This window comes from Leeuwenhoekiella palythoae, assembly GCF_020310025.1.
GTDB lineage: Bacteria > Bacteroidota > Bacteroidia > Flavobacteriales > Flavobacteriaceae > Leeuwenhoekiella > Leeuwenhoekiella palythoae.
Map to the genome: position 1 here is coordinate 1,956,444 of NZ_CP084318.1, position 23,033 is coordinate 1,979,476.

Consider the following 23,033-nt stretch of genomic DNA (forward strand, 5'->3'; position numbering starts at 1 on the left):
GCGTGGCTGTTAAACAAAACGGAAGAGCTGTTAACTAATTGTTTGAAGTTTCAGCTTGTTTTAAAGCGGCCTCAAAGCTTTCTAAAGAGGTAGCATCTTGCACATCAAAATCACCAATTTTTGTTCTTCGCAAAGCGGAAAGATGTCCGCCGCTGTTTAGTGCTTTTCCAAAATCGTGTGCTAATGATCTGATGTACGTTCCCTTACTGCAACGCACCCTAAAATCAACCTCAGGAAGTTCGATTCGGGTGATTTCAAATTCTGAAATTTCAACGGTTCTGCTGGGAATATCCACTTCCTCACCGGCGCGTGCAAACTCATATAAGCGTTTTCCGTCTTTCTTCAATGCAGAAAAAACCGGCGGTTGCTGCTGAATAGCACCGGTGAATTGTGCAGTAGTGGCTTTGACAAACGTGTCGTTCAAATGTTCTGTAGAAAAAGTTTGATCAATCTCTGTTTCCAGGTCATAAGAAGGCGTCGTAGCACCTAGTACGATAGTGCCCGTATATTCTTTCTCTTGCCCCATAAATTCTTCAATACGCTTGGTGAATTTACCGGTGCAGATGATAAGCAAACCAGTGGCCAAAGGGTCTAAAGTACCTGCGTGGCCTACTTTGATCTTTTTGATCTTAAAGGTTTTGCGGATCAACCAGCGCACTTTGTTTACCAGTTGAAATGAGGTCCAATTGAGCGGCTTGTCAAAAAGTAAAACCTGACCTTCTTTAAAATATTCTTCGGTAAACTGCATAAAATGTTTTTGTAATTCTTCGGTTTTCTAAAGGTTATAGTACCCAAAACCAACCGCGATAATCCCAACGATAAGGCAATATATGGCAAACCATGAGAGCTTACTCTTTTTAACCAATTTGATCATCCAGGTACAAGCGATAAGTCCGCTAACGAAGGCAGCAACAAAACCTATAGACAGCGCAGTAAAATTACCAGATTCGGTAGTGATCTCTCCACTAAGCAGGTCTTTTGCGATCTTCCCGAAGATCAACGGAACCACCATTAAAAAGGAAAAACGCGCGGCTTTGCTTTTGTCATTCCCTAATAAAACCGAAGTCGAGATCGTAGCACCACTTCTGGAAATCCCCGGAAGCATGGCGATAGCCTGTGCAATTCCTATGGTAAAAGCATTTCTGTAGCTAACCGGTTTTTGGGTGTCTTTAGCCTTATCTGCCAGCCATAATAAAAGCGCGGTAATGATAAGCATCATTCCTACAAGCAGAATGTTTCCGCCAAAAAGGCTTTCTAATTGTTCTTCAAAAAACAACCCGATGATCACAGCGGGAATCATCGAGATGATGATTTTTACAGCAAACTGCGTTTCTTCATTCCATTTAAACTGAAACAAGCCTTTGAGAATATCTAGAATATCCTTTCTAAAAACTACCAGCGTACTCAAAGCAGTTGCAAAATGCAAAACCACAGTAAAGAGTAAACTTTCTTCGGGTAGGGTACTGTCGCCCAAAATGGCTTTTCCTAGTTCAAGATGACCGCTTGAGGAAACCGGTAAAAATTCGGTAAGACCTTGAATGATCCCAAGGATTATCGCGTCAATTATATCCATTTAATTCTTGTTAATTGACGTTTTTCTTCTTATCAGGATTCAGTAAGATCGCATATACTTCGATCCCAAAACCAATCAACACCAACGCCGGAGCAAGACGTATACGTCTCCAGTTATAAATCTCCGGATTAAATACCGTAGGGTCATCACTACCACCGCCAGACATCAAGATAAAACCAAGTGCGATCACACCCAGGCCTATCAACATCACCTTATAGTTTTTCTTCTTAAAAATAAAACTGCTACGGTGCAGTTCATTTTGTTTTTTTCGTTTTTGTTCTCCCATGCTAAAAAGGGTTAAAATTATGTTTTGAAAGGGCTTTTGATCTAAAAGCTCTTCTCTAATAATAAAGTTCGTCTGTTCTTAAATTCAAGAAACGCTGAGTAGCCAAAAAGGTACTGAACCATGTGATCAGCACACTTGCCAGAAAAACGCCTACGAACAAAATAGCCAGAATCACAGGGTCTGCCAGCAATTCTAACTCGGGGAAGGTTTGGTTTAAATAATAAAGAACCGCGGCCATTCCTGCGAGTGCGATTACTGCGCCTACCATTCCTAATTTCATACTCAGCCAGATAAACGGGCGGCGAATAAAACCTTTGGTCGCACCCACCATTTGCATCGTTTTTATCGTAAAACGCTTTGAATAAACCGAAAGGCGTATCGCAGAGTTGATGAGCAATACCGCAATAAGTGTAAACACACCGCTAATCACCATTACCCACAAACTTATTTTTTTGATGTTATCGTTAAGCAGCGAGATCAAAGGCTGGTCATAGTTTACTTCTTCTACAAAGTCTTTGGCAAGCAAATTATCTGCGATTTCTTTAACCTGAGCTGCATCAACAAAATCGGCTTTGAGATAGACGTCAATGGAGTTTTGCAGCGGATTGTAGCCCAAAAAGTCCATAAAATTCTCACCTATTTCTTTGCTGTGTTCTTCGGCAGCTTCATCTTTAGAAACAAACTGCGTCGACTTAGTATAATCGGCTAGAGCGAGCGTTTTTTCAAGTTGTTTGATCTCAACATCTTTAGCGTCATCTTTTAGGTAGATCGTCAATGCGATCTGTTCTTTAAAATGATCGGCAACTTTTTTAGAGTTGAGCACAAGAAGGCCCAGCAATCCCAATAAGAAAAGTACCAGCGCAATACTTAAAATCACCGAAAAATACGAGGAGATCAGTCTGCGACGTTGAAACTTTTCAAAAGATGATGCCATGCTGCTGCGTAAAATTTAATGCGATTAGTGGACAAAAATACTAAAGTTCGTGCTTCTTAAACGTACGCTTGGCGCATTTTGTATTTTTATACTGAAGCATTTCACGCGTTTAGCACCAGCACTGGCGTTAGCTGTTAAAAATGAAGTGCTTAAGCTCTAAATTGTAATGGTTTATGAATATTTTAATCTACGGAATAGGTGGCGTTGGAGGCTATTTTGGCGGAAAACTCACTAAAACTAAAAATCACGTGACGTTTATCGCCCGCGGAAAACATCTGGAAGCAATTCAAAAAAGCGGATTAGAAGTCACTAGCTATAAAGGTGATTTTGTAGCTGAACCCGATTTGGCAACTGCTGATTTAAGCGAAATCCCAACGCCGGATCTTGTGATTTTAGGAGTAAAATCGTGGCAAGTTCCTGAGACGATCGAAGCTTTAAAGCCTTATGTTAACGCCGAAGCGCTATTTCTGCCGTTACAAAACGGAGCTTCAAATGCTGAAAAAATCCTTGAGGTATTGCCTGATGCTCAGGTTTTGGGTGGTCTATGCAGAATAGTTGCTTTTAAAGACGGTCCCGGAAAAATTAAGCATCCTACTTTTGAACCCAGCATCACCTTTGGTGAACTCGACGGAAGCCTTTCTGAACGCGCAAAAGAACTTCAAGCACTTTTTGAAGAAGCCGGTTTTACAGCCCATTTAGTTGAAGATATTCAAGTAGAGATCTGGAAGAAATTCTTATTCATTTGCACCATAAGCGGGATTGGCGGTTTGACACGCGTGCCTATGGGTAAAATACGTTCGAGCGCCTATTTGTTTAAAATGATGCAAGACACCGCAAAGGAGATTTTTAATGTCGCCAAAGCAAAAGGAATTGCACTTACCGAAAAGCATATGGAGGCAGTTTTTGAGGCGATCCAGAATCAAGGAGCAGATGTGACCGCTTCTACGCAACGCGATATTATGGAAGGCAAACCCAGCGAACTCAACAACTTTAACGGCTACATTGTGCGCGAAGGAAAGCGTCTCGGCGTTTCTGTGCCGGTAAACGAGATGATCTTTGAGTGTTTATTGCCAATGGAAAAAGAGGCAAGATCCTAGAAAACCTCGAGTAAACTCCCTCGGGGCAAGCCTGTCTGCCGACAAAGGCAGGTCCACGCGGCATTCGTTCCGAACAAATTTTCAATTTCGTGGCATCCCGAAAGCTTTCGGGACGGAGTATTTAACCCCTTGGCGGTGCCAAAAAACCTTCCTGCTTAAATCGCTTTTAAATCGTTAAATTTGCCGCTCATTAAAATGCGCAGTGCGCAAAGCAATACACGGTAATGAACTACGATTTTAACGCGATAGAAAAAAGATGGCAAAAGTACTGGAGTGATCACGGTACTTTTCAGGCAAAAAATAACAGCGAAAAGCCAAAATATTATGTGCTCGATATGTTTCCATATCCATCAGGTGCGGGACTGCACGTTGGGCATCCGCTGGGATATATTGCCAGTGATATTTATGCGCGTTACAAGCGTCATCAAGGTTTTAATGTGTTGCATCCGCAGGGGTACGATTCGTTCGGACTTCCGGCTGAGCAATATGCCATTCAAACCGGGCAACATCCGGCAATTACTACCGAAACTAACATTGCACGTTATCGCGAGCAATTGGATAAAATAGGATTTTCATTCGACTGGAGTCGTGAAGTGCGCACTTCAAATCCTGAGTATTATAAATGGACGCAGTGGATTTTTATTCAGCTTTTTGAAAGTTGGTATAACAACGATACCAATCAGGCAGAACATATTGACACGCTGATTGCCAAATTTGAAGCCGAAGGAAATTCTTCGGTAAATGCAGTATGCGATGAGGATGTTGAAGCTTTTACTGCTGAAGAATGGAATTCCGCTTCCGCGAAAGCAAAACAAGAACTTCTTTTAAAATATAGATTAACCTACCTGGCAGAAACCGAAGTGAACTGGTGTCCTGCGCTAGGTACGGTTTTGGCAAACGACGAGATCGTGAACGGCGCTTCAGAACGTGGCGGGCATCCTGTGGTGCGTAAAAAAATGACGCAGTGGAGTATGCGCATCAGCGCTTATGCGCAGCGTTTGCTAGACGGTTTGCAAGATATTGACTGGCCTCAGCCGCTTAAAGACTCGCAAACCAACTGGATCGGGCGTTCCAAAGGAGCTTCTGTCGAGTTTAATGTCACTTCGAGCGCAGTCGAGAAGTCGTACAAAATTGAGGTGTTTACCACCCGTCCCGATACCATTTTTGGAGTGACGTTTATGACACTTGCGCCGGAATTAGATCTAGTAAAAGAAATAACAACTCCAGAGCAAAAAGCTGAGGTTGATGCCTATATCGAAGCAACTGCAAAGCGCAGCGAGCGCGAGCGTATGGCCGATGTAAAAACCATCTCGGGTGCCTTTACCGGTGCATATGCCGAGCATCCCTTTACAAAAGAGCCGATTCCGATCTGGATTGGTGACTACGTGTTGGCTGGTTATGGAACCGGTGCCGTGATGGCGGTTCCTTGTGGGGATCAACGCGACTGGGATTTTGCAACGCATTTCAACATTCCGATCAAGAATATTTTTGACGGAGTCGATATCAGCGAACAAGCCTATGCTGAAAAAGATAAAACACCTTTAAAAGATTCAGATTTCTTAAATGGACTGGCGTACAAGCAGGCGTTGCCAAAAGCGATTGAAGCATTAGAGAAACTAGGTGCCGGAAAAGGGAAAGTAAATTACCGTTTGCGGGACGCGGTCTTTAGCCGTCAGCGTTATTGGGGTGAGCCGTTCCCGGTGTATTATGTAGATGGAATGCCGCAAATGATTGATGCAGCGCATTTACCGATTCACCTGCCGGAAGTAGAAAAATATTTGCCTACCGAAGAAGGCGAGCCGCCACTAGGTCGCGCCGATGTTTGGGCGTGGGATACCAAAACCCATGCAGTTGTGAGTAATGACAAGATCGATCACGAGACTGTTTTTCCTTTAGAGTTGAATACAATGCCGGGTTGGGCAGGAAGTAGCTGGTATTTCTTCAGATACATGGAGAAAGCTTTGCGCGATGAAGCTTTTGCCTCAAAAGAAGCGATGGAGTACTGGCAAAATGTGGACCTTTATATTGGGGGTAGCGAGCACGCAACAGGGCATTTATTGTACAGCCGTTTTTGGGTAAAATTCCTAAAAGACCGTGGTTTTACTCCGGTGGAAGAACCCTTTAAAAAGCTGATCAATCAGGGGATGATTTTGGGGGAGAGTGCTTTTGCTTATAGAATCAATGAAGGATATTATGATTATGAGGGGAGTTTTTCAGAAGAGCTTGATAAGCAATTTGAGTTCATTTTTTCCGATGTATTAAATGGAAGGATAGTATCATACGACCTTTTAGAGGGAAAGAAACTTTATGATGCTATTGCTGGAGAAAAGTTCTCATTGAATGATGTATTTGATAAAAAATACTTTGAAGATGATTTCAAAGATTCTGGTTTTAATTTAGATAAGATAACATTCACTGTTACCAAACTACATGTTCCTGTAGAGTTCGTCGATTTAAAAAATCAATTGGATGTCTCAGGATTTTCAACTTGGTATCAAGGCGAACTTTATAATGATGTACGTTTTCAAAATGAGAACAATACATTTTTAGTTAAAAGAGAGGTCGAAAAAATGTCTAAATCCAAATACAATGTCGTAAATCCCGATGATATTTGTGAGGAGTACGGGGCAGATACGCTGCGTATGTATGAGATGTTTTTAGGTCCGTTAGAGCAAGCAAAACCCTGGAATACCGCAGGAATTACAGGAGTGCACAACTTCCTTAAAAAACTCTGGAAGCTGTACCATCAAGTAGATAAAGCGGGAAATCTGGGCGACTTTGAAGTTTCTGATGCGCCGGCTTCTAAAGAGGCGATGAAAACCTTACATAAAACCATCAAAAAGGTACAGGAAGATATTGAGAACTTCAGTTTTAATACTTCGGTTTCTACGTTTATGATCGCGGTTAACGAACTCGCCGCTGCAAAATGCAACAACCGTGAAGTACTAGAGCCGTTGGCGGTATTGATTTCGCCTTATGCGCCACACATCGCAGAAGAATTGTGGAGTTTACTCGGTCACGACGAGTCGATCGCCACTGCTGCTTTCCCAGAGTTTGATGAAAAGCATCTGGTAGAAAGTAGTAAAGAATACCCGATCTCGTTTAATGGAAAAATGCGTTTTACGATGGAACTTCCGTTAGATCTTTCAAAAGAAGAAATCGAAAAAGCTGTACGTGCACACGAGAAAACGCAGGAGTATTTAGGCGGTCGCGAACCGAAAAAGGTGATCGTTGTCCCCGGTAAGATCGTGAACTTTGTAGGCTGATTTTTAAAATTCAAAAGCAAATGATTTGACCTGTAGTGTATTAGGGTAGATAAGGGTTTCTAGCGTTTATTTGGTACGAATGTTGGTCTGCTTTTAGGCAATTGATAACCCTTGTAATTATGAACAAAACACTACTTGGATTCTTAGGCATCGTTTTATGTTTAATTTCCTGCAAACCCACCGTAAATTATTTAGGCCGAAGTTATGCGCCCAGCACCAATGTTGAGATCTTTTTTGATGAGCAGGATATTGAAAAGGATTATTTGGTAATGGGAAAAATTGAAAATAATGGTCATCCCGGCGAAATTGACAATGCAGAAGATGTGCAGGCAGTAATGCTGGCCAAAGCAAAAAGTGTAGGAGCTGATGCAATCTTATACGGAGGAATGCCTCAAGAAAAATGGATCAGTGATGAAACTAAGACTTCTGTTGAAGAGGATGAGGATTCTAAAACCGTGAAAACAACCAATTCTGTTAATACAGTAAGAATCTACAATGCAGTCTTACTGAAATATCGAGACTAGTTTTGATGATATCTTTATGAGCTACTACTTTCAAAGTGAGTCCGGAGTGGTCCACTAAATTTGATAAAAGCCGCCTCTAATGGGGTGGTTGCTTTGAATCTTAATAGCATAACTAATAAGTCAAAACGGCAGCAGAAATTTTCGGCTTATTTTTTGTTTATATTGGTTAGTTTTAAAAACAACTTAAATACAAAGCTATGATGGGATATTATATACTTATTGGTGCGATTGCATTGGTAAGTTGGCTAGTAAGCAATAAATTAAAAAGTAAGTTTAAAGAATACTCTCAAGTTCATCTACAAAATGGAATGAGTGGGGCAGAGATCGCGCGTAAAATGCTTAGCGACAATGGAATTACTGATGTAAAGGTGATCTCGGTGCAGGGGCAGTTGACAGATCATTATAATCCTGCCAAGAAAACCGTTAATTTGAGTGAACCTGTATATAATCAGCGCAATGCTGCTGCAGCTGCCGTTGCTGCTCACGAGTGCGGTCACGCAGTGCAGCACGCAAAGGCCTATAGCTGGCTAACGATGCGTTCAAAACTGGTGCCTGTGGTGAGTGTTGCATCGCGTATGTCTATGTTTGTGATCATTGGAGGAATCGTTTTGATGTCGATCATTGGGTCTGGTTTAGGAATGACCGTTGCGATTATCGGGCTTGGTTTATTTGCTATGGGAACCTTGTTTTCGTTTATAACCCTTCCGGTTGAATATGATGCAAGTAATCGTGCATTGGCTTGGTTAGAATCGGCAAATATGTTAACGCCAAGAGAACACGACGGAGCTAAAGATGCACTTAAGTGGGCTGCTCGTACATACGTCGTAGCTGCGATTGGTTCGTTAGCCACCTTATTATACTTCGCTTTACAGATTTTTGGCGGAAGACGTTAAGCGCGCAACGCCTATAAAAATTTAAAACCCATTCCATTTAAACGGAATGGGTTTTTTGTGTAACTTCAAGCTATAAAGTTTTGAAAATGTGGACTAAAACTAAAATATTAAAACAGTTAGAACATCTACCGGAAGAGTTTTCAATAGATCAATTGATTGAACAGCTTTTGAATTCTGAAGATGAAGGTGCGCGCTTTTCAAGAGAGGATTTAATAGCCCGTGTTCAGGAATCTGAAGATGATTTTACTCAAGGTCGAGTACAATCTCTGAAAGATTTAAATAGAGCATCAGAAAAGTGGTGATGAAATTATGCGTATTGTCTGAACTCAATTTGCAATTGATCGCTTAAAAGAAATTTTTGAGTATTATGCAGAGTACGTAAATAAGCGTGTAGCGCATAAAATAAGAACTGAAATTTTAAGTGCTTCCAAGTATTTAGAGAAACATCCAGAGTCAGGTCAAATTGAAGAAAACCTTAAATCTTTGAAATTTACGTATCGTTATATTTTAATAGGTAACTATAAATTGATTTATAGAATAGAGGATGCAGATGTAGTACTAATCAATGATGTTTTTGACGTAAGACGTGATCCAGACAAGATGTTGAATTTATAAAAACAAAAAGCCTCAAGTAGAAATACTGTTTGAGGCTTTTTTTAATTTGTGATTAATCAAGAATACGAATCACAAAGTAATTCTTCTTTCCGCGTTGTAAGAGTACAAAACGGTCGTTGATCAAGTCATCTGTAGTGATGGTGAAATCTTCGGCTACTTTTTCCTGATTTACAGAAATTGAATTCTGTTTTAAAGCGCGTCTTGCTTCTCCGTTAGATTTTAAAAATCCGGTTTTTTCTGCAAGTGCATTTACCATATCTAATCCTGCTTCGATCTCACCACGGCTTACTTCCGCTTGCGGAACTCCTTCAAAAACATCTAAAAAGGTTTTCTCGTTAAGCGCTTTTAGGTTTGCAGCTGTAGATTTTCCGAAGAGAATTTCTGAAGCTTTTACCGCGTTCTCATAATTTTCAACACCATGAGTGCTTATGGTTACTTCTTCCGCCAGACGCTTTTGTAAGGCGCGCTGATGTGGCGCTTCTTGATGCTCTGCGATGAGATTCTCGATTTCTTCTTTTCCTAAAAAGGTGAAGATCTTAATGTATTTTGCTGCATCCTCGTCGCTGGTATTCAACCAATATTGGTAAAATCTGTATGGAGAAGTACGTTCTGCATCTAACCAAATGTTACCACCGGCAGTTTTCCCAAATTTTGTTCCGTCTGCTTTGGTGATCAGCGGGCAGGTCATTGCATACGCTTTTCCGCCGCCAATTCTACGTACCAATTCGGTTCCTGTAGTGATGTTTCCCCATTGGTCGCTTCCGCCCATTTGCAGTGTTAGCTCTTTCTCACGATATAAATGTAAAAAGTCATAACCCTGAACGAGTTGGTAAGTAAATTCAGTAAAACTCATTCCTTCCGCAGATTCTGCAGACAAACGTTTTTTAACCGAATCTTTAGCCATCATATAGTTCACGGTGATGTGTTTACCCACATCGCGTATAAACTCCAGAAAGCTAAAATCTTTCATCCAGTCGTAGTTGTTCACAAGAACCGCTGCGTTTTCTTCATCAGAATCAAAATCCAGAAAGCGCGATAATTGCTCTTTAATGGCTTCCTGATTGTGACGCAAGGTTTCTTCATCAAGCAGATTACGCTCATCAGATTTCCCCGAAGGATCGCCAATCATACCCGTGGCACCACCTACAAGCGCAATAGGTCTGTGTCCACTTGCCTGAAAATGTTTGAGCATCATAACGCCCACGAGGTGACCTATATGAAGCGAGTCTGCAGTTGGGTCGATCCCCACATAAGCAGATCGCATCTGTTCCATAAGGTGTTCTTCAGTCCCGGGCATCACATCGTGAATCATCCCACGCCATTGCAGCTCTTCAACAAAATTGGTAATCATAATTGCTAGTTTACGCGCCAAGCGCGATTTAATATGTTTTTTCTTAGTGCTGCGGTTGTTGATGAAAGAAATCAGTTTCTAAAACCGCAGCGACAAGTCAACGGGTGACTGTTTATAAGCCTGCAAATATAAATATAATGCCCAAAGCTTGGCAGCAAGAATAGAAGAATATGCCTAACTTCGTAGCTATGATTTTAGTAACGGGAGGTACCGGTTTAGTGGGTTCGCATTTGTTGTGGCAATTGGTTGCGCAAGGCGAAAATAAGATTCGTGCGATTTACAGAACCGAAGCTAAAATTAAAGCGGTAGAAGCGCTTTTTCGATGGAAAAATGAACGTGAAGAAACTGCTGAGTTTACGGCTGATTTTTCGCAAATTGAATGGCTTCAGGCAGATGTGACTGATATTCCTGCGCTAACCGAAGCGTTCACGGGAATAACTAGAGTTTACCATTGTGCTGCGCTGGTTTCTTTTAACCCTAAACGTTTTGACGAACTTCAAAAGAACAATGTTGAAGGTACGGCGAATATTATCAATCTGTGTTTAAAGCACCGTATTGAAAAATGTTGTTATGTGAGCTCTGTGGCGGCTTTGGGAGATAGTGTAAAAGCAATCAACGAAGAAACGCACTGGGAAGCCAATAAAGAAAATAGCGTTTATAGTATTTCAAAATTCGCTTCAGAAATGGAAGTCTGGCGCGCTACTCAAGAAGGTCTTGACGTGGTGATCGTGAATCCTGGAGTGATTTTGGGAGAAGGCTTTTACGACAGTGGAAGCGGTACGATGTTTAAACAAATCGCAAACGGACTAAAATTCACGGTTCCTGGTGCTAAAGGATTTGTTGATGTCATTGATGTGGTGCGCACGATGATCGCTTTAATGCAAAGCGATGTGTATAATGAGCGTTTCATTCTGGTAGGACATAATCTTGCTTTTGAAACCGTATTAAAAAAAACAGCTACAGCTTTAGGAGTAAAGGCTCCGTCTAAAATGCTTAAGAAATGGCAGCTTGATCTTGCTTGGAAAATAGATTGGTTTTTAAATCTTTTCGGTAAACGGCGTCAGCTTACCAAAAGCACCGCCAAATCCGGGTATACAAAAACCGTTTATGAAGCAGAAAAACTAAAAACTCACTTTCCTGAATTTGAGTACACTCCCATAGAAACTACACTCAGCCGAGTTACAAAACATTTTAACTACTCACAGGAGCTAAAATAGAATCGTTTTCGAGTTCGATATCAGGACGAGGTTGGTTTGCTTTTTTAATAGAATCTCTTCTGCGTTTGCTTTCTTCAATGCGTATGCTGTCTAGATCATTTTGCTCAAACTGAATCTCATCACGCTGCGCGGTCAAACGCGCATTGACCTCTTCCCAAATTGACGTGTACTCATTAAAGTTTACGCTGTAGTAGTCAATACTTTGAGCGAGTTGTAGACTGTCAACGTCGTATTTGTCATAAATAAAAGTATCTGGCTCTAAGCCTAAAGCACGCATATCGTTTACGCTATAGGTTTTTAAAGCACGTAAGAGCGAAATGTCATATAAGATATCAGTCATTTTCTCCCGCTCAATAAAATTGTCAGGCTTTTTTGGGCGCTCAATATCGTGGCAGCTCACGACTGCCAAAACAACTAAAAGCAAAATGTAGCCTTTTTTGATCATCGATTAAAAGTTAAACGCTTGCCGTGCTTCTCATCGTATACCTTAAAATTCTTATAAGCCAATTGCCCATTGACAAAAGTATGAGAGATGCGGGACTTAAAAGTGTTTCCTTCAAAAGGAGACCATTTGCATTTATAGAGAATATTGTCTGTGGTTACCGTCCACGGATTGTTTAAGTCTACTAAAACAAGGTCAGCATAATAACCGGGTTTGATATACCCTCGTTTTTCAACTTCAAAAAGAATGGCCGGATTGTGGCACATTTTTTCAACGATCTTCTCAAGGCTAATTTTGCCTTCGTGATACTTTTCAAGCATTGCCGGTAATGCGTGTTGTACTAGAGGTCCGCCGCTAGGTGCTTTGGTGTAAACGTTTTGCTTTTCTTCTAATGTATGCGGGGCGTGATCTGTAGCAATCACATCTAGGCGATCATCAAGTAAAGCTTCCCATAGTGCTGCACGGTCTGTTTTTTTCTTTACTGCCGGGTTCCATTTTATGAGGGTTTGCTTGTCTTCATAGTCTTCATCAGAAAACCAAAGATGGTGAATACAAACCTCGGCTGTGATCTTTTTATCCTTTAATGGAATTTTATTGCTGAAAAGTTCCATTTCTTTCGCTGTAGAAAGGTGAAAAACATGCAGACGTGCGCCGGTTTCTTTAGCTAAAGCGATCGCTTTTGAAGAAGATAAGTAGCAGGCTTCTTCACTGCGAATAATAGGATGCATATTAATAGGAATATCGTCACCATAACGCTCTTTATAGATCGCAAGATTTTTCTTGATCGTTTCTTCATCCTCACAATGCACCGAAATTACAAGATCTGTGCTTTTGAAGATTTCTCGTAGCACTTCTTCATCATCAACGAGCATGTTTCCGGTAGAGCTTCCTAAGAAAAGTTTGAGGCCGGCAACTTTTGATTTATCAACCTTCTTTATTTCAGCAAGGTTGTCGTTAGTCCCACCAAACATAAATGAGAAGTTGGCGTGTGAGGTTTCTGCTGCCCTCGTAAATTTTTCCTCTAATTTTTCAATGGTGGTTGCCTGAGGAACCGTATTAGGCATCTCAATGAACGAAGTGATTCCGCCGGCTACGGCTGCGCGAGATTCAGACCCAATGGTTGCTTTATGCGTGAGGCCGGGTTCTCTAAAGTGTACTTGATCATCGATCACCCCGGGTAAAAGGTGTTTTCCTTCGGCATCAAAAACATGTACATCCGGACCTTTAACGCTAAGGTTCTGGCTTATTTCAACAATAATTCCGTGTTCTATGTAAACGTCGCCACGCATAATGGTGCCTTCATTTACGATATGTGCATCTTTGATCAGTACCTTTTCCATCTATATATCGTAACTTTTAAAAAGACTTTTAAACTTCATTCCTAAAACGCCAAAAACGGCTTCACTAAAAATACCGGTGCTCATCTTGCTGGTGCCTTTAGTGCGATCAACAAAGATTACTGGTACTTCAATAATTTTAAAACCAAGTAAATGCGCTTTGAATTTCATTTCAATCTGAAACGCATAACCTACAAACTTGATTTTGTCGAGCGTTATTTTTTCTAAAACTTCACGTTTATAGCAAATAAAACCTGCGGTCGTATCTGCAATATCTAAGCCAGTAATAAATCTAACATATTTTGACGCGATGTATGACATTAAGACGCGTCCCATAGGCCAGTTTACTACATTGACTCCGGTTTTGTATCGGGAACCAATTGCTAGATCTGCACCACCTTTAGCACAAGCGTTATACAGTCTGATCAGGTCATTAGGGGCGTGAGAGAAATCTGCATCCATCTCAAATATGTATGCATAATCTCGTTCCAGAGCCCATTTAAATCCTGCGATGTATGCCGTGCCCAAGCCATTTTTGCCGGGACGCTCAAGCAGGTGTATTTGACCTATAAATTCCTGCTGTAAATTCTTGACCAATGCGGCGGTTCCGTCTGGCGAATTGTCATCAACGACCAAAACCTCAAACGCGCGTTGCTGCGCAAAAATATTACGCACCAACTTTTCAATATTTTCAGCTTCGTTGTAGGTGGGAATTATGACGAGCGAACCTGCCATCGTTGTGTGATTTATGCGCAAATGTAAAGATTTTGGAGGTTATTTGTTTCGGCATTTCTATAAACTCTTGTATTTATAGTAATTTTGAACCCATAAAAATTGAAGAGTTTGCAAGCCTTAGAACGCAGTTTTATTAGTAATGACTGGATCACGATTGTCTTTGTGACATGCTTGGTTTTAATTGCCGTGGCAAAGGCTGTTTATGAAACCCGGTTTGTAGATTTTGTAGAGCTCTTGATCAATGAAAAATACTTGCTGAAGGCGAATAAAGACATCAGGTTTGAGAGCCCGTTTAATCTGATCTTGTTTACCATTCAGTTTTTTTCGATTTCGTTGTTTATCTATATTGTTTTTAATGAGTTGAATGTGCTCACAGACGCTTCAAATTTTTTGCTGTACGTGCGTATTGTCTTGGCTTATGTGGTTTTTGTATCGCTTAAGTTTTTTATTGAACGTATGCTAGGCGTACTTTTTAATGGAGAACAAGAGCTCAATTCATACCAGTTCTCTAAACTTAGCTACCGCAGTTACTTTGCGTTGCTTCTTTTACCCGTAAATGCCATTTTTATTTATGCACTCGCGCCGGGTTTTATCGCGATTGTGATCATAGTGATTTTGTTTCTGATTTTTAATGTAATCAGCCTTTTTAACACGTATCGCAGGTACGAAAATATGATTTACAATAATCTGTTTTATTTTATTTTGTACCTTTGCGCACTTGAAATTGCGCCCTACTTCATTTTATATAAGGTGTTTAGTTTTATATAGTTTGAACATGAAGCGTGAAATAAACACAAATTTAGCATGTCTATGAAAGTGAAGACTATTTTGGTTTCGCAACCAGAACCAAAAGTTGAGAATTCCCCCTATTTTGAGTTACAGGAAAAGAAGAAGGTAAAAGTTGACTTCATTCCGTTTATCCACGTTGAAGGTGTATCAGGCAAGGAGGTTAGACATCAAAAAATTGACCTTAGTAAATACACTGCGATTATCTTAACCAGCCGTAATGCGGTAGATAATTTTTTCAGAATTGCTGAGGAAATGCGTTTTAAGGTGCCAGACAGCCTAAAGTATTTCTGCCAGAGTGAAGCGGTAGCTTACTATTTGCAGAAGTATGTTGTGTATCGTAAACGTAAGATTTATGTTGGGAAACGTACTTTTACTGAGATGTCACCAATTTTAAAGAAATACAAGAATGAGAAGTTTTTACTTCCATCGTCAGATTCTTTAAAACCTGAAGTGCCTAATGTTCTTAACGATCTGAATTTAAAATGGGACCGCGGTATTTTTTACCGAACTGTTGTAAGTGATCTGTCGCACTTAAAAGACGTGACTTATGACATTCTTGTGTTCTTTAGTCCAAGTGGAATCAAGTCGTTGTTTGAAAACTTTCCTGATTTTAAACAAAATGACACCCGCATCGCAGTATTTGGAAACTCTACAATTAGAGCGGTAGAAGAAGCCGGACTCAAAGTAAACATCAAAGCACCTACACCAGAAACCCCATCGATGACGATGGCTTTAGAGAAGTACATTGACGACGTCAATAAAAAATAATCTTCTGGTTAAGAAAAAATTAAAAGGCTCCTGATTAGGAGCCTTTTGTGTTCAATTAACTATCCTAGCGGAGGTTGTCCTTCTAGAATTTCTTCATTTGCATAAGCTTCAAACTTTTTAAAGTTCTCTTTAAAAGAAGCGGCTAGTTTGTGTGCTGTTGCATAGTAGGCCTCATCATTGCCCCAAGTTTGACGCGGACTCAACACCTCATCAGGAACTCCCGGGCACGTGCGTGGTTGTGCTACTCCAAAAACAGAATGCGTATGATAGTCCTCGTGATTGATAGGGCCAAAAGCATCGTTTAATACCGCATTGATCATCGCACGCGTATATTTTAATTCCATACGCTTACCAATACCGTAGGGTCCGCCGGTCCATCCTGTATTGATCAACCAAACATTGACCCCGGATTTTTTCATTTTTGCGCTGAGCATTTCAGCATAATGCGTGGGGTGTAAAGGCATAAATGGCGCTCCAAAACACGCAGAAAATGAAGGTACCGGTTCATTTACACCAGCTTCTGTACCGGCAACTTTAGCTGTGTAGCCGCTAATGAAATGATAAGCGGCTTGCCCCGGTGTCAATTTTGAAATAGGAGGCAATACTCCAAAAGCATCTGCTGTGAGAAAGAAAATATGCTTTGGATTATTACCTACAGAAGGTTTTTGAATATTTTCAATATGATGTATTGGGTAACTCACGCGTGTATTGGGCGTGATCGATGTATTGCTGTAGTCCACCTGTTTCTGATGATCTACGATCACATTTTCTAAAAGCGCACCCCGTTTTATAGCATTAAAAATATCGGGTTCTTGCGCTTCAGATAAATTGATCACTTTTGCATAGCATCCTCCTTCAAAATTGAAAATTGTATCGTCAGCTGTCCAACCGTGCTCATCATCACCTATTAACTTACGGTTAGGGTCTGCGCTAAGCGTGGTTTTACCGGTGCCTGACAAGCCAAAGAAAATTGCTGTTTGATCATCTTCACCTACATTGGCTGAACAATGCATAGGAAGCGTATTCTTTTCGGTAGGCAGTACAAAGTTTAGTACAGAAAAAATACTCTTTTTGATTTCGCCGGTATAGCCGGTACCACCAATCAAAATCGTTTTTTCTTCAAAACTGATGATCGCAAAATTTTCTTGACGCGTTCCGTCAATTTCAGGATCGGCCTTAAAGCCGGGCGCATTGAGCACCAGCCAGTCTTCCTTAAAATTCTCGAGTTCATCTTCACTTGGTCTTAAAAACATATTGTAGACAAATAAGTTAGACCAGGGGAATTCATTCACCACACGCACGCCCATTTTATAGCGGTCATCAGCGCAGGCAAAAGCATCGCGTACATACAATTTACGGTCAGAAAGGTAGGTAGTCATTTTTCCCTTTAAACGGTAAAATTTGGCTTTGTCAAAAGGAATGTTGATAGCGCCCCACCAGACCTTGTCTCGGGTGTATTCATCGATCACAATAAAGCGATCTTTTGGGGATCTTCCGGTAAATTTCCCGGTTTCAATTGCTAAAGCACCAGAGTCTGTAGTGGTGCCTTGACCTAAAAGTACGCATATTTGATGCAGCTCTTCCGGAGGCAATTGATAATGAATTGTTGCATTTTTGATTCCATATTGCGTCATCGCAATCGTTTTCGTAAATAAGGCAGTTGAAGCCATAAATTTGAATTTTTAGAAATACGATGTAAAGCTAATGCTTTAAAATTATCAAATAGTTAAAAAATGATAATTATTTTAGTAATTTGATAAAATTATAAGTGATTGCAATCCAGGCTGAAATAAGCAAAGCACCACCTATTGGAGTGATCCAAGCGATCGCCGAAATATCAATACCTGTGATAGGTCTTGTGGTGAGTAAGTAAATAGAGCCGCTAAATAAAATCACGCCGATTAAAATCAGATAAAAACTGATTTTCTGTGCTTTTTGCGATAAAGGCAATACGGTTCCTACTAGCAGAAGTAAAAAAGCGTGATACATTTGGTAACGCACTCCGGTTTCAAACGAATCAATAGCTTCAGGGGTTAAACTTTCTTTGAGTCCGTGCGCACCAAATGCGCCCAAGATTACAGCAGTTAGTCCTAAAAGCGCACCGGTGATCAGAAGAGTTCTTTGCATAGCTTCGGTTTAAAATATGCGATCAAATGTCTAAATTATACTATGTAAAAATACGCTTTTATTATGCGAAACATCTTGATTATTGGTGCAGGAAAATCTACTGCGCAACTCATAAAATATTTGGCAGACAAGGCTTCCGTAGAACAATTGCAACTCACGGTTGCAGATCGTGATCCGGCTCAAGCAGAACGGTTGGTGGGAAATCTTGCCTGTGCTAATGCGATGACACTAGATATCGCGAATGCTGAAGAACGTCAGCAGCAAATCAGCAAAGCCGATATTGTTATAAGTATGCTTCCTGCGCGTTTGCATATTGACGTGGCACGCGATTGCCTTACGCTTAATAAAAATCTGGTCACGGCTTCCTACATAAGTGATGCGATGCTAGAGCTTGATAACGAGGTAAAAAAGAAAGGGCTTGTCTTTATGAATGAAGTAGGTCTTGATCCGGGGATTGATCATATGAGCGCGATGCGGGTGATTGACCGAGTTCGTGATGCTGGCGGGAAAATGCTGTTGTTTGAGTCTTTTTGTGGTGGTTTAGTCGCTCCCGAAAGTGATACGAATCTTTGGAATTATAAATTCACTTGGAATCCCAGAAACGTGGTGCTTGCCGGTCAAGGTGGCGCTGCAGAATTTATTCAAGAAGGTACTTATAAGTATATTCCGTATCAGCGGTTATTCAGAAGAACCGAATTTCTTGATGTGGAAGGCTATGGAAGATTTGAAGCCTATGCCAACCGAAACTCCTTAAAATACCGAAGCATTTACGGTCTTGAAGATATTTTAACGCTCTATCGCGGTACGATGCGCCGTGTAGGATTTTCTCGCGCTTGGAATCTTTTTGTTCAACTAGGAATGACTGATGATAGCTATACCTTACAAGACACCGAAGCGATGAGCTATCGCGAATTTACCAACCTGTTTTTACCGTATTCACCTACCGATTCTGTGCAGCTCAAGTTGCGTCATATGCTTAAAATTGATCAGGATGATTTGCTTTGGGATAAATTGTTAGAGCTTAACTTGTTTGATGACAATAGAAAAATAGGGTTGAAAGAAGCAACACCCGCGCAATGCTTGCAGCGAATTTTGGAAGATCAATGGACGCTAGCGGAAACCGATAAAGATATGATCGTGATGTATCATAAGTTTGGTTACGAGATCAATGGCGAAAAGAAACAAATTGATGCGACGATGGTAAGTGTTGGCACCAATCAAACCTACACTGCAATGGCAAAAACTGTTGGTTTGCCGGTAGGTATTGCAGCGCTCAAAATACTGAACAAAGAGATCACTACTCCCGGTGTTCAGCTGCCGATACGGCGTGAAGTTTACAATCCAATTTTAGATGAGTTGGAAGAGAATGGTATTGTTTTTAAGGAATATGAAGTGCCTTATTTAGGGTACAATCCGCACCATCAATAAATCAGACTGATTAAAAATTTAAAGTTTTTTATAGGGTTACGCTTATAGTAATGGAGTTAATTGCTATTTTTAGTTGAAATACTATAGGTTATGAAAATCGTAAACGAACAAATAGCAATAGACGGAATTGATAAAATTATTCTTCGTCAATTGATGGATGATGCACGTAAACCCATTTTAGAGATTGCTCGTCAAGTCGGGATTTCTGGAGCTGCGATACATCAACGTCTCAGAAAATTAGAAAAATCGGGTTTGATCACCGGCTCTAAGTTTACCATAGACCCAAAAATTTTAGGATATAACACAATGGCGTTTATTGGGATCTATTTAGATCGGGCGATGAGCAACCCTAAAGCTGTTAAGCAGCTTGAAGAAATCCCGGAAGTTTTGGAGTGTCATTACACGACCGGGAACTGGTCTATTTTTATCAAGATCCTGTGTAAGAACAACGAACACTTAATGCATCTTTTAAATAAAAAAGTACAGGCGATTGATGGCGTTTCAAGAACCGAAACGTTTATCTCGTTAAATCAGCAGATAGAACGTCAGATTCAGATCTAAGAGATTCAGAAAGAAGCCTTAAAGCTCTTGAACCCCTTTAGCGGAGCCAATAAAAAACCCGGCACTCTTTCTTATCAAGTAACCGGGTTTTCCAACTTAACTAACCAACCAATTATGAACATTTATTGAGTCGGTTATATAGGAGATACCTTACATCTTTTTTTCAAAAAAATCACAAAACCATCAAGTTACAGCCGCGAATGTCTGACGTGTCAAAGCGACCTAAAATCTCAAAGCGGTTTTCATCGAGTTTTTTACCTAAATCTTGAGTCGCGATAAAAGGACACGAATAGTGATTGGCGAGATCGATCACGTTGATTCCGCCGGTTTTTCCGGGCGCTACATAGTTTAAAGCATCTTCGGTATCGCGCATAAAAACCTGCATCCAAGGCGGATTTGTAAAAATCCCATTTCCGTTAGAATAGCCTTGCGAAAGCAATTCGGTCATACCATATTCGCTATGAATTTCAGTTACACCAAAGCCTTCTTTTAGAATTGCGTGTAATTCTTCTCTAATAAGCTCTTTTCTTCGGCCTTTCATACCGCCGGTTTCCATCACAATGGTATTTTTCAGCTTAAATTCAAATTGCTCGACAAGATCAAGCAACGCAAAAGAAACCCCAATTAAAAGCACTTTTTCGCCTGCGGCATCCAGACGTTTTAATTTTTCGCTCAAAGTATTATAATCATTCAGATAAAAGCCGCTATCCCGTTTTTTGCTGTCTTTGATCAAACAGTCAACCATATAAATAAGAGACGAACCATCGCGTTCCAGGTAAGACGGGAGCAATGCAAGCACCGTAAAATCTTCAATAGCGCCATAATGCAGTTTAAAGCTTTCGCGAAAGCTCTTCTCGTACACTTGTAGATCGGTGACATAATGTTTGCTGGTGATGCTGCCGGTAGTTCCGCTACTGGTAAATATCGTTTGAACAGCTTCTTCTGAAGCTATGATTTTAAATTCTTTAAAAAATTGAATGGGCAAAAACGGAATTTGATCAAGCTGAGTAATAACAGCAGGATCAACTTTTAAATGATCACAAAATTGACGGTAAATGGTGTTATGCTCCCACTGATAATTAAACGATGCTAAGGCAAGTTCTTTAAACTGATCTTGGGTTTGAATTTGGAATATAGAATCTGGAAGCATACATAAATTTAGAGGATGTAAAGTTATTTAAAATCAAAAAGCAGGCTAACATTTATTATTTTTAAAGCAAGCTAAGTTTATCTAAATGTTACCAATGCAGTTAGCATGACCGTGCCAAATATTAAAATGTATCTTTACGATTCGATTAAATTTTTAGTCTTATGAAGAAAAAAGAGATTAAGATTTTGCTTGTTGACGACGAGCCGGATATTCTTGAGATTGTAGGGTATAACCTGAGTAATGAAGGTTATCAAGTCATTACCGCTTCAAACGGAAAAGAAGGGGTAAAAGCAGCTAAAAAGAATAGTCCGCATCTTATTATTCTTGATGTGATGATGCCTGAGATGGATGGTATCGAAGCCTGTGAACAAATACGTAAACTGCCGGGTCACGAAGAAACGATCATAACGTTCTTAACGGCGCGCGGAGAGGATTATTCACAAGTTGCCGGTTATGATGCCGGTGCTGACGATTATATTACTAAGCCTATCAAGCCCAAAGTTTTAGTAAGTAAAGTAAAGGCGCTACTGCGTCGTCTTAAAGAGGAAGAAGAGGGTGACAGTTCGGTTAAAATAGGTGATCTGGTAATCAATCGTGAAGAATACAAGATCATTAAAGACAAGAAAGAAATGGTGCTGCCACGTAAAGAGTTTGAACTACTTTCTTTGCTTGCTTCAAAACCCGGGAAAGTATTTAAGCGAGAAGATATTCTTGACAAAGTTTGGGGAAATGAAGTGGTTGTAGGTGGCAGAACCATAGACGTTCACATTAGAAAACTACGTGAAAAAATAGGCGATAAAAAATTTAAAACCATTAAAGGTGTAGGGTACAAATTTGTGGTTTAAATGGCAGTAAATTTTAAAAAATCATACCGTTTTGCAGTGTTTTCATCACTGATGATCACGGTAGCCTTAACGCTCTTTGTGAGCGTTTTTTTCTATATGACCGCCAGCATAGATTGGGTATTTACCATTCTATTTGCGTTGGTGTGTTTTGCGTTGTCTTTTTTGTTGATCCAAGTGCGGGTAGAACGATTTATCTACAACAGGGTCAAGCAAATTTATGATGACGTTACGCTTCTGGATGTAACCTCTTTGCGTCGTGGTCAGATCACGACAGATATGTCTAGCCTTACAAAAGAGGTAGAGCGTTTTGCTGCAAGCAAAAAGTTAGAGATAGAATCGCTTAAAATCAGAGAAGAATACCGAAAGGAATTTATGGGGAATGTGGCGCACGAACTCAAAACACCTTTGTTTACTGCGCAAGGTTATATTTTGACGCTTCTTGATGGGGCGATGAAAGACAAATCGGTACGTAAAAAGTATTTGAAGCGTGCAGGAGCATCTATTGAGCGCTTGGTGTATCTCGTTAACGACCTGGATATGATCGCTAAGCTCGAAGTGGGAGATCTTAATATTCGGTATGAATATTTTGATATGGTCGAGTTGGTCAACGATACTTTTGAGTTGCTAGAGATGGAAGCTGCGAAGAAAAATATTACGCTCACCACAGATATGGATTATGATTATCCTATAATGGTTAATGCCGATCGGGAGCGTATTCAGCAGTTGTTGACCAATCTTATCGTAAATTCAGTAAAGTATGGAAAACAAGACGGAACCACAGAGATTTCGATAGAAAATCTTATTCAGAATAAAGTAATTGTGCGTGTGACTGATAATGGTGAAGGGATTTCTTCAGAGCATATTCCACGACTGTTTGAACGTTTCTATCGCGTGGATAAAAGCGGTTCGCGGCGTGAAGGTGGTTCAGGACTTGGGCTCTCTATCGTCAAGCACATCATTGAAGCCCATGACGAAAAGATTTATGTTGAAAGCGACTTTGGAGTGGGATCTGAGTTTTCGTTCACCCTTGAAAAGGCCGAAGAGCTCCCTGAAGCTCCCCTGGTTAAATCTGACTTGGTCAAATGATGAGGTAAA

24 protein-coding genes are annotated in these 23,033 nt (G+C 40.5%); 13 read left to right on the forward strand and 11 right to left on the reverse strand.

Annotation, left to right across the window (positions count from 1 at the left end; genetic code table 11):
• Window positions 1-34 precede the first annotated feature (34 nt).
• The 4 genes from truB to LDL79_RS08350 are packed head-to-tail and all read right to left on the reverse strand — an operon-like array spanning window position 35 to window position 2,793.
• Window positions 35-748, reverse strand: coding sequence for a tRNA pseudouridine(55) synthase TruB (gene truB, locus LDL79_RS08335; protein ID WP_225599887.1), 714 nt, complete (start codon window positions 746-748; stop codon window positions 35-37).
• 27 nt (window positions 749-775) lie between these two features.
• A complete protein-coding gene (gene uppP, locus LDL79_RS08340; RefSeq protein WP_225599888.1) occupies window positions 776-1,573 on the reverse strand; it encodes an undecaprenyl-diphosphatase UppP in 798 nt (265 codons plus the stop codon).
• Window positions 1,574-1,583: 10 nt separating this feature from the next.
• The gene (locus LDL79_RS08345; RefSeq protein ID WP_167598590.1) at window positions 1,584-1,859 is read right to left on the reverse strand and encodes a DUF3098 domain-containing protein; all 276 of its coding nucleotides are present in this window, start codon (window positions 1,857-1,859) and stop codon (window positions 1,584-1,586) included.
• A 55-nt stretch (window positions 1,860-1,914) separates the two neighbouring features.
• Window positions 1,915-2,793: a cell division protein FtsX gene (locus LDL79_RS08350; RefSeq protein WP_072981277.1), complete on the reverse strand. Its 879-nt coding sequence runs from the start codon at window positions 2,791-2,793 to the stop codon at window positions 1,915-1,917.
• Between the two features lie 173 nt (window positions 2,794-2,966).
• Here LDL79_RS08350 and LDL79_RS08355 point away from each other — a divergent pair, with 173 nt between their 5' ends.
• The 6 genes from LDL79_RS08355 (at window position 2,967) to LDL79_RS17270 (ending at window position 9,188) form a co-directional block, all read left to right on the forward strand.
• The gene (locus LDL79_RS08355; protein ID WP_225599889.1) at window positions 2,967-3,890 is read left to right on the forward strand and encodes a ketopantoate reductase family protein; all 924 of its coding nucleotides are present in this window, start codon (window positions 2,967-2,969) and stop codon (window positions 3,888-3,890) included.
• A gap of 224 nt (window positions 3,891-4,114) precedes the next feature.
• Complete coding sequence (locus LDL79_RS08360; protein WP_225599890.1) at window positions 4,115-7,156, forward strand: leucine--tRNA ligase; 3,042 nt, start codon at window positions 4,115-4,117, stop codon at window positions 7,154-7,156.
• 119 nt (window positions 7,157-7,275) lie between these two features.
• On the forward strand, window positions 7,276-7,680 hold the full coding sequence (locus tag LDL79_RS08365; protein WP_225599891.1) for a hypothetical protein: 405 nt from the start codon (window positions 7,276-7,278) through the stop codon (window positions 7,678-7,680).
• 197 nt (window positions 7,681-7,877) lie between these two features.
• Window positions 7,878-8,573 (forward strand): zinc metallopeptidase, encoded by a 696-nt coding sequence (locus LDL79_RS08370; RefSeq protein ID WP_072981281.1) that lies wholly within the window; start codon window positions 7,878-7,880, stop codon window positions 8,571-8,573.
• Window positions 8,574-8,659: 86 nt separating this feature from the next.
• The gene (locus tag LDL79_RS08375; protein WP_225599892.1) at window positions 8,660-8,875 is read left to right on the forward strand and encodes a hypothetical protein; all 216 of its coding nucleotides are present in this window, start codon (window positions 8,660-8,662) and stop codon (window positions 8,873-8,875) included.
• Between the two features lie 34 nt (window positions 8,876-8,909).
• Window positions 8,910-9,188 carry a type II toxin-antitoxin system RelE/ParE family toxin gene (locus LDL79_RS17270; RefSeq protein ID WP_225599949.1) on the forward strand — a complete coding sequence of 93 codons (279 nt, stop codon included), beginning with the start codon at window positions 8,910-8,912 and terminating at the stop codon, window positions 9,186-9,188.
• Between the two features lie 52 nt (window positions 9,189-9,240).
• Here LDL79_RS17270 and tyrS read toward each other — a convergent pair whose 3' ends face one another.
• Complete coding sequence (gene tyrS, locus LDL79_RS08385; RefSeq protein ID WP_167598597.1) at window positions 9,241-10,539, reverse strand: tyrosine--tRNA ligase; 1,299 nt, start codon at window positions 10,537-10,539, stop codon at window positions 9,241-9,243.
• A gap of 188 nt (window positions 10,540-10,727) precedes the next feature.
• Here tyrS and LDL79_RS08390 point away from each other — a divergent pair, with 188 nt between their 5' ends.
• On the forward strand, window positions 10,728-11,756 hold the full coding sequence (locus tag LDL79_RS08390) for an NAD-dependent epimerase/dehydratase family protein (protein ID WP_225599893.1): 1,029 nt from the start codon (window positions 10,728-10,730) through the stop codon (window positions 11,754-11,756).
• Here the strand turns inward: LDL79_RS08390 and LDL79_RS08395 are convergent.
• The 3 genes from LDL79_RS08395 to LDL79_RS08405 are packed head-to-tail and all read right to left on the reverse strand — an operon-like array spanning window position 11,731 to window position 14,270.
• On the reverse strand, window positions 11,731-12,201 hold the full coding sequence (locus LDL79_RS08395) for a DUF4296 domain-containing protein (RefSeq protein ID WP_072981286.1): 471 nt from the start codon (window positions 12,199-12,201) through the stop codon (window positions 11,731-11,733). The two genes, LDL79_RS08390 and LDL79_RS08395, sit on opposite strands and share 26 nt — an antisense overlap.
• On the reverse strand, window positions 12,198-13,538 hold the full coding sequence (locus tag LDL79_RS08400; protein WP_225599894.1) for a dihydroorotase: 1,341 nt from the start codon (window positions 13,536-13,538) through the stop codon (window positions 12,198-12,200). Before LDL79_RS08400 ends, LDL79_RS08395 begins: the two co-directional genes overlap by 4 nt.
• Entirely contained in the window at window positions 13,539-14,270 is a 732-nt protein-coding gene (locus LDL79_RS08405) for a polyprenol monophosphomannose synthase (protein WP_072981290.1), read from the reverse strand.
• A 99-nt stretch (window positions 14,271-14,369) separates the two neighbouring features.
• Between LDL79_RS08405 and LDL79_RS08410 the strand changes: the two genes are divergently transcribed.
• Window positions 14,370-15,038, forward strand: coding sequence for a DUF4271 domain-containing protein (locus LDL79_RS08410; RefSeq protein ID WP_225599895.1), 669 nt, complete (start codon window positions 14,370-14,372; stop codon window positions 15,036-15,038).
• A gap of 42 nt (window positions 15,039-15,080) precedes the next feature.
• The gene (locus LDL79_RS08415; RefSeq protein WP_072981809.1) at window positions 15,081-15,827 is read left to right on the forward strand and encodes a uroporphyrinogen-III synthase; all 747 of its coding nucleotides are present in this window, start codon (window positions 15,081-15,083) and stop codon (window positions 15,825-15,827) included.
• Between the two features lie 59 nt (window positions 15,828-15,886).
• Here the strand turns inward: LDL79_RS08415 and pckA are convergent, their stop codons facing one another.
• A complete protein-coding gene (gene pckA, locus LDL79_RS08420) occupies window positions 15,887-17,497 on the reverse strand; it encodes a phosphoenolpyruvate carboxykinase (ATP) (RefSeq protein ID WP_225599896.1) in 1,611 nt (536 codons plus the stop codon).
• Window positions 17,498-17,567: 70 nt separating this feature from the next.
• On the reverse strand, window positions 17,568-17,954 hold the full coding sequence (locus LDL79_RS08425) for a DUF423 domain-containing protein (RefSeq protein ID WP_225599897.1): 387 nt from the start codon (window positions 17,952-17,954) through the stop codon (window positions 17,568-17,570).
• Between the two features lie 63 nt (window positions 17,955-18,017).
• Here LDL79_RS08425 and LDL79_RS08430 point away from each other — a divergent pair, with 63 nt between their 5' ends.
• Together LDL79_RS08430 and LDL79_RS08435 are read left to right on the forward strand one after the other, a co-directional pair.
• Window positions 18,018-19,382 (forward strand): saccharopine dehydrogenase family protein, encoded by a 1,365-nt coding sequence (locus LDL79_RS08430; protein ID WP_225599898.1) that lies wholly within the window; start codon window positions 18,018-18,020, stop codon window positions 19,380-19,382.
• A gap of 90 nt (window positions 19,383-19,472) precedes the next feature.
• Window positions 19,473-19,943 (forward strand): Lrp/AsnC ligand binding domain-containing protein, encoded by a 471-nt coding sequence (locus LDL79_RS08435; protein ID WP_072981297.1) that lies wholly within the window; start codon window positions 19,473-19,475, stop codon window positions 19,941-19,943.
• A gap of 172 nt (window positions 19,944-20,115) precedes the next feature.
• On the opposite strand, the gene LDL79_RS08440 is transcribed toward LDL79_RS08435, so the two are convergent.
• On the reverse strand, window positions 20,116-21,093 hold the full coding sequence (locus LDL79_RS08440; protein ID WP_225599899.1) for a LuxE/PaaK family acyltransferase: 978 nt from the start codon (window positions 21,091-21,093) through the stop codon (window positions 20,116-20,118).
• Window positions 21,094-21,254: 161 nt separating this feature from the next.
• Here LDL79_RS08440 and LDL79_RS08445 point away from each other — a divergent pair, with 161 nt between their 5' ends.
• Together LDL79_RS08445 and LDL79_RS08450 are read left to right on the forward strand one after the other, a co-directional pair.
• Window positions 21,255-21,938 (forward strand): response regulator transcription factor, encoded by a 684-nt coding sequence (locus tag LDL79_RS08445; protein WP_072981301.1) that lies wholly within the window; start codon window positions 21,255-21,257, stop codon window positions 21,936-21,938.
• A complete protein-coding gene (locus tag LDL79_RS08450; protein ID WP_072981303.1) occupies window positions 21,939-23,024 on the forward strand; it encodes a sensor histidine kinase in 1,086 nt (361 codons plus the stop codon).
• The last annotated feature ends 9 nt before the right edge of the window (window positions 23,025-23,033 follow it).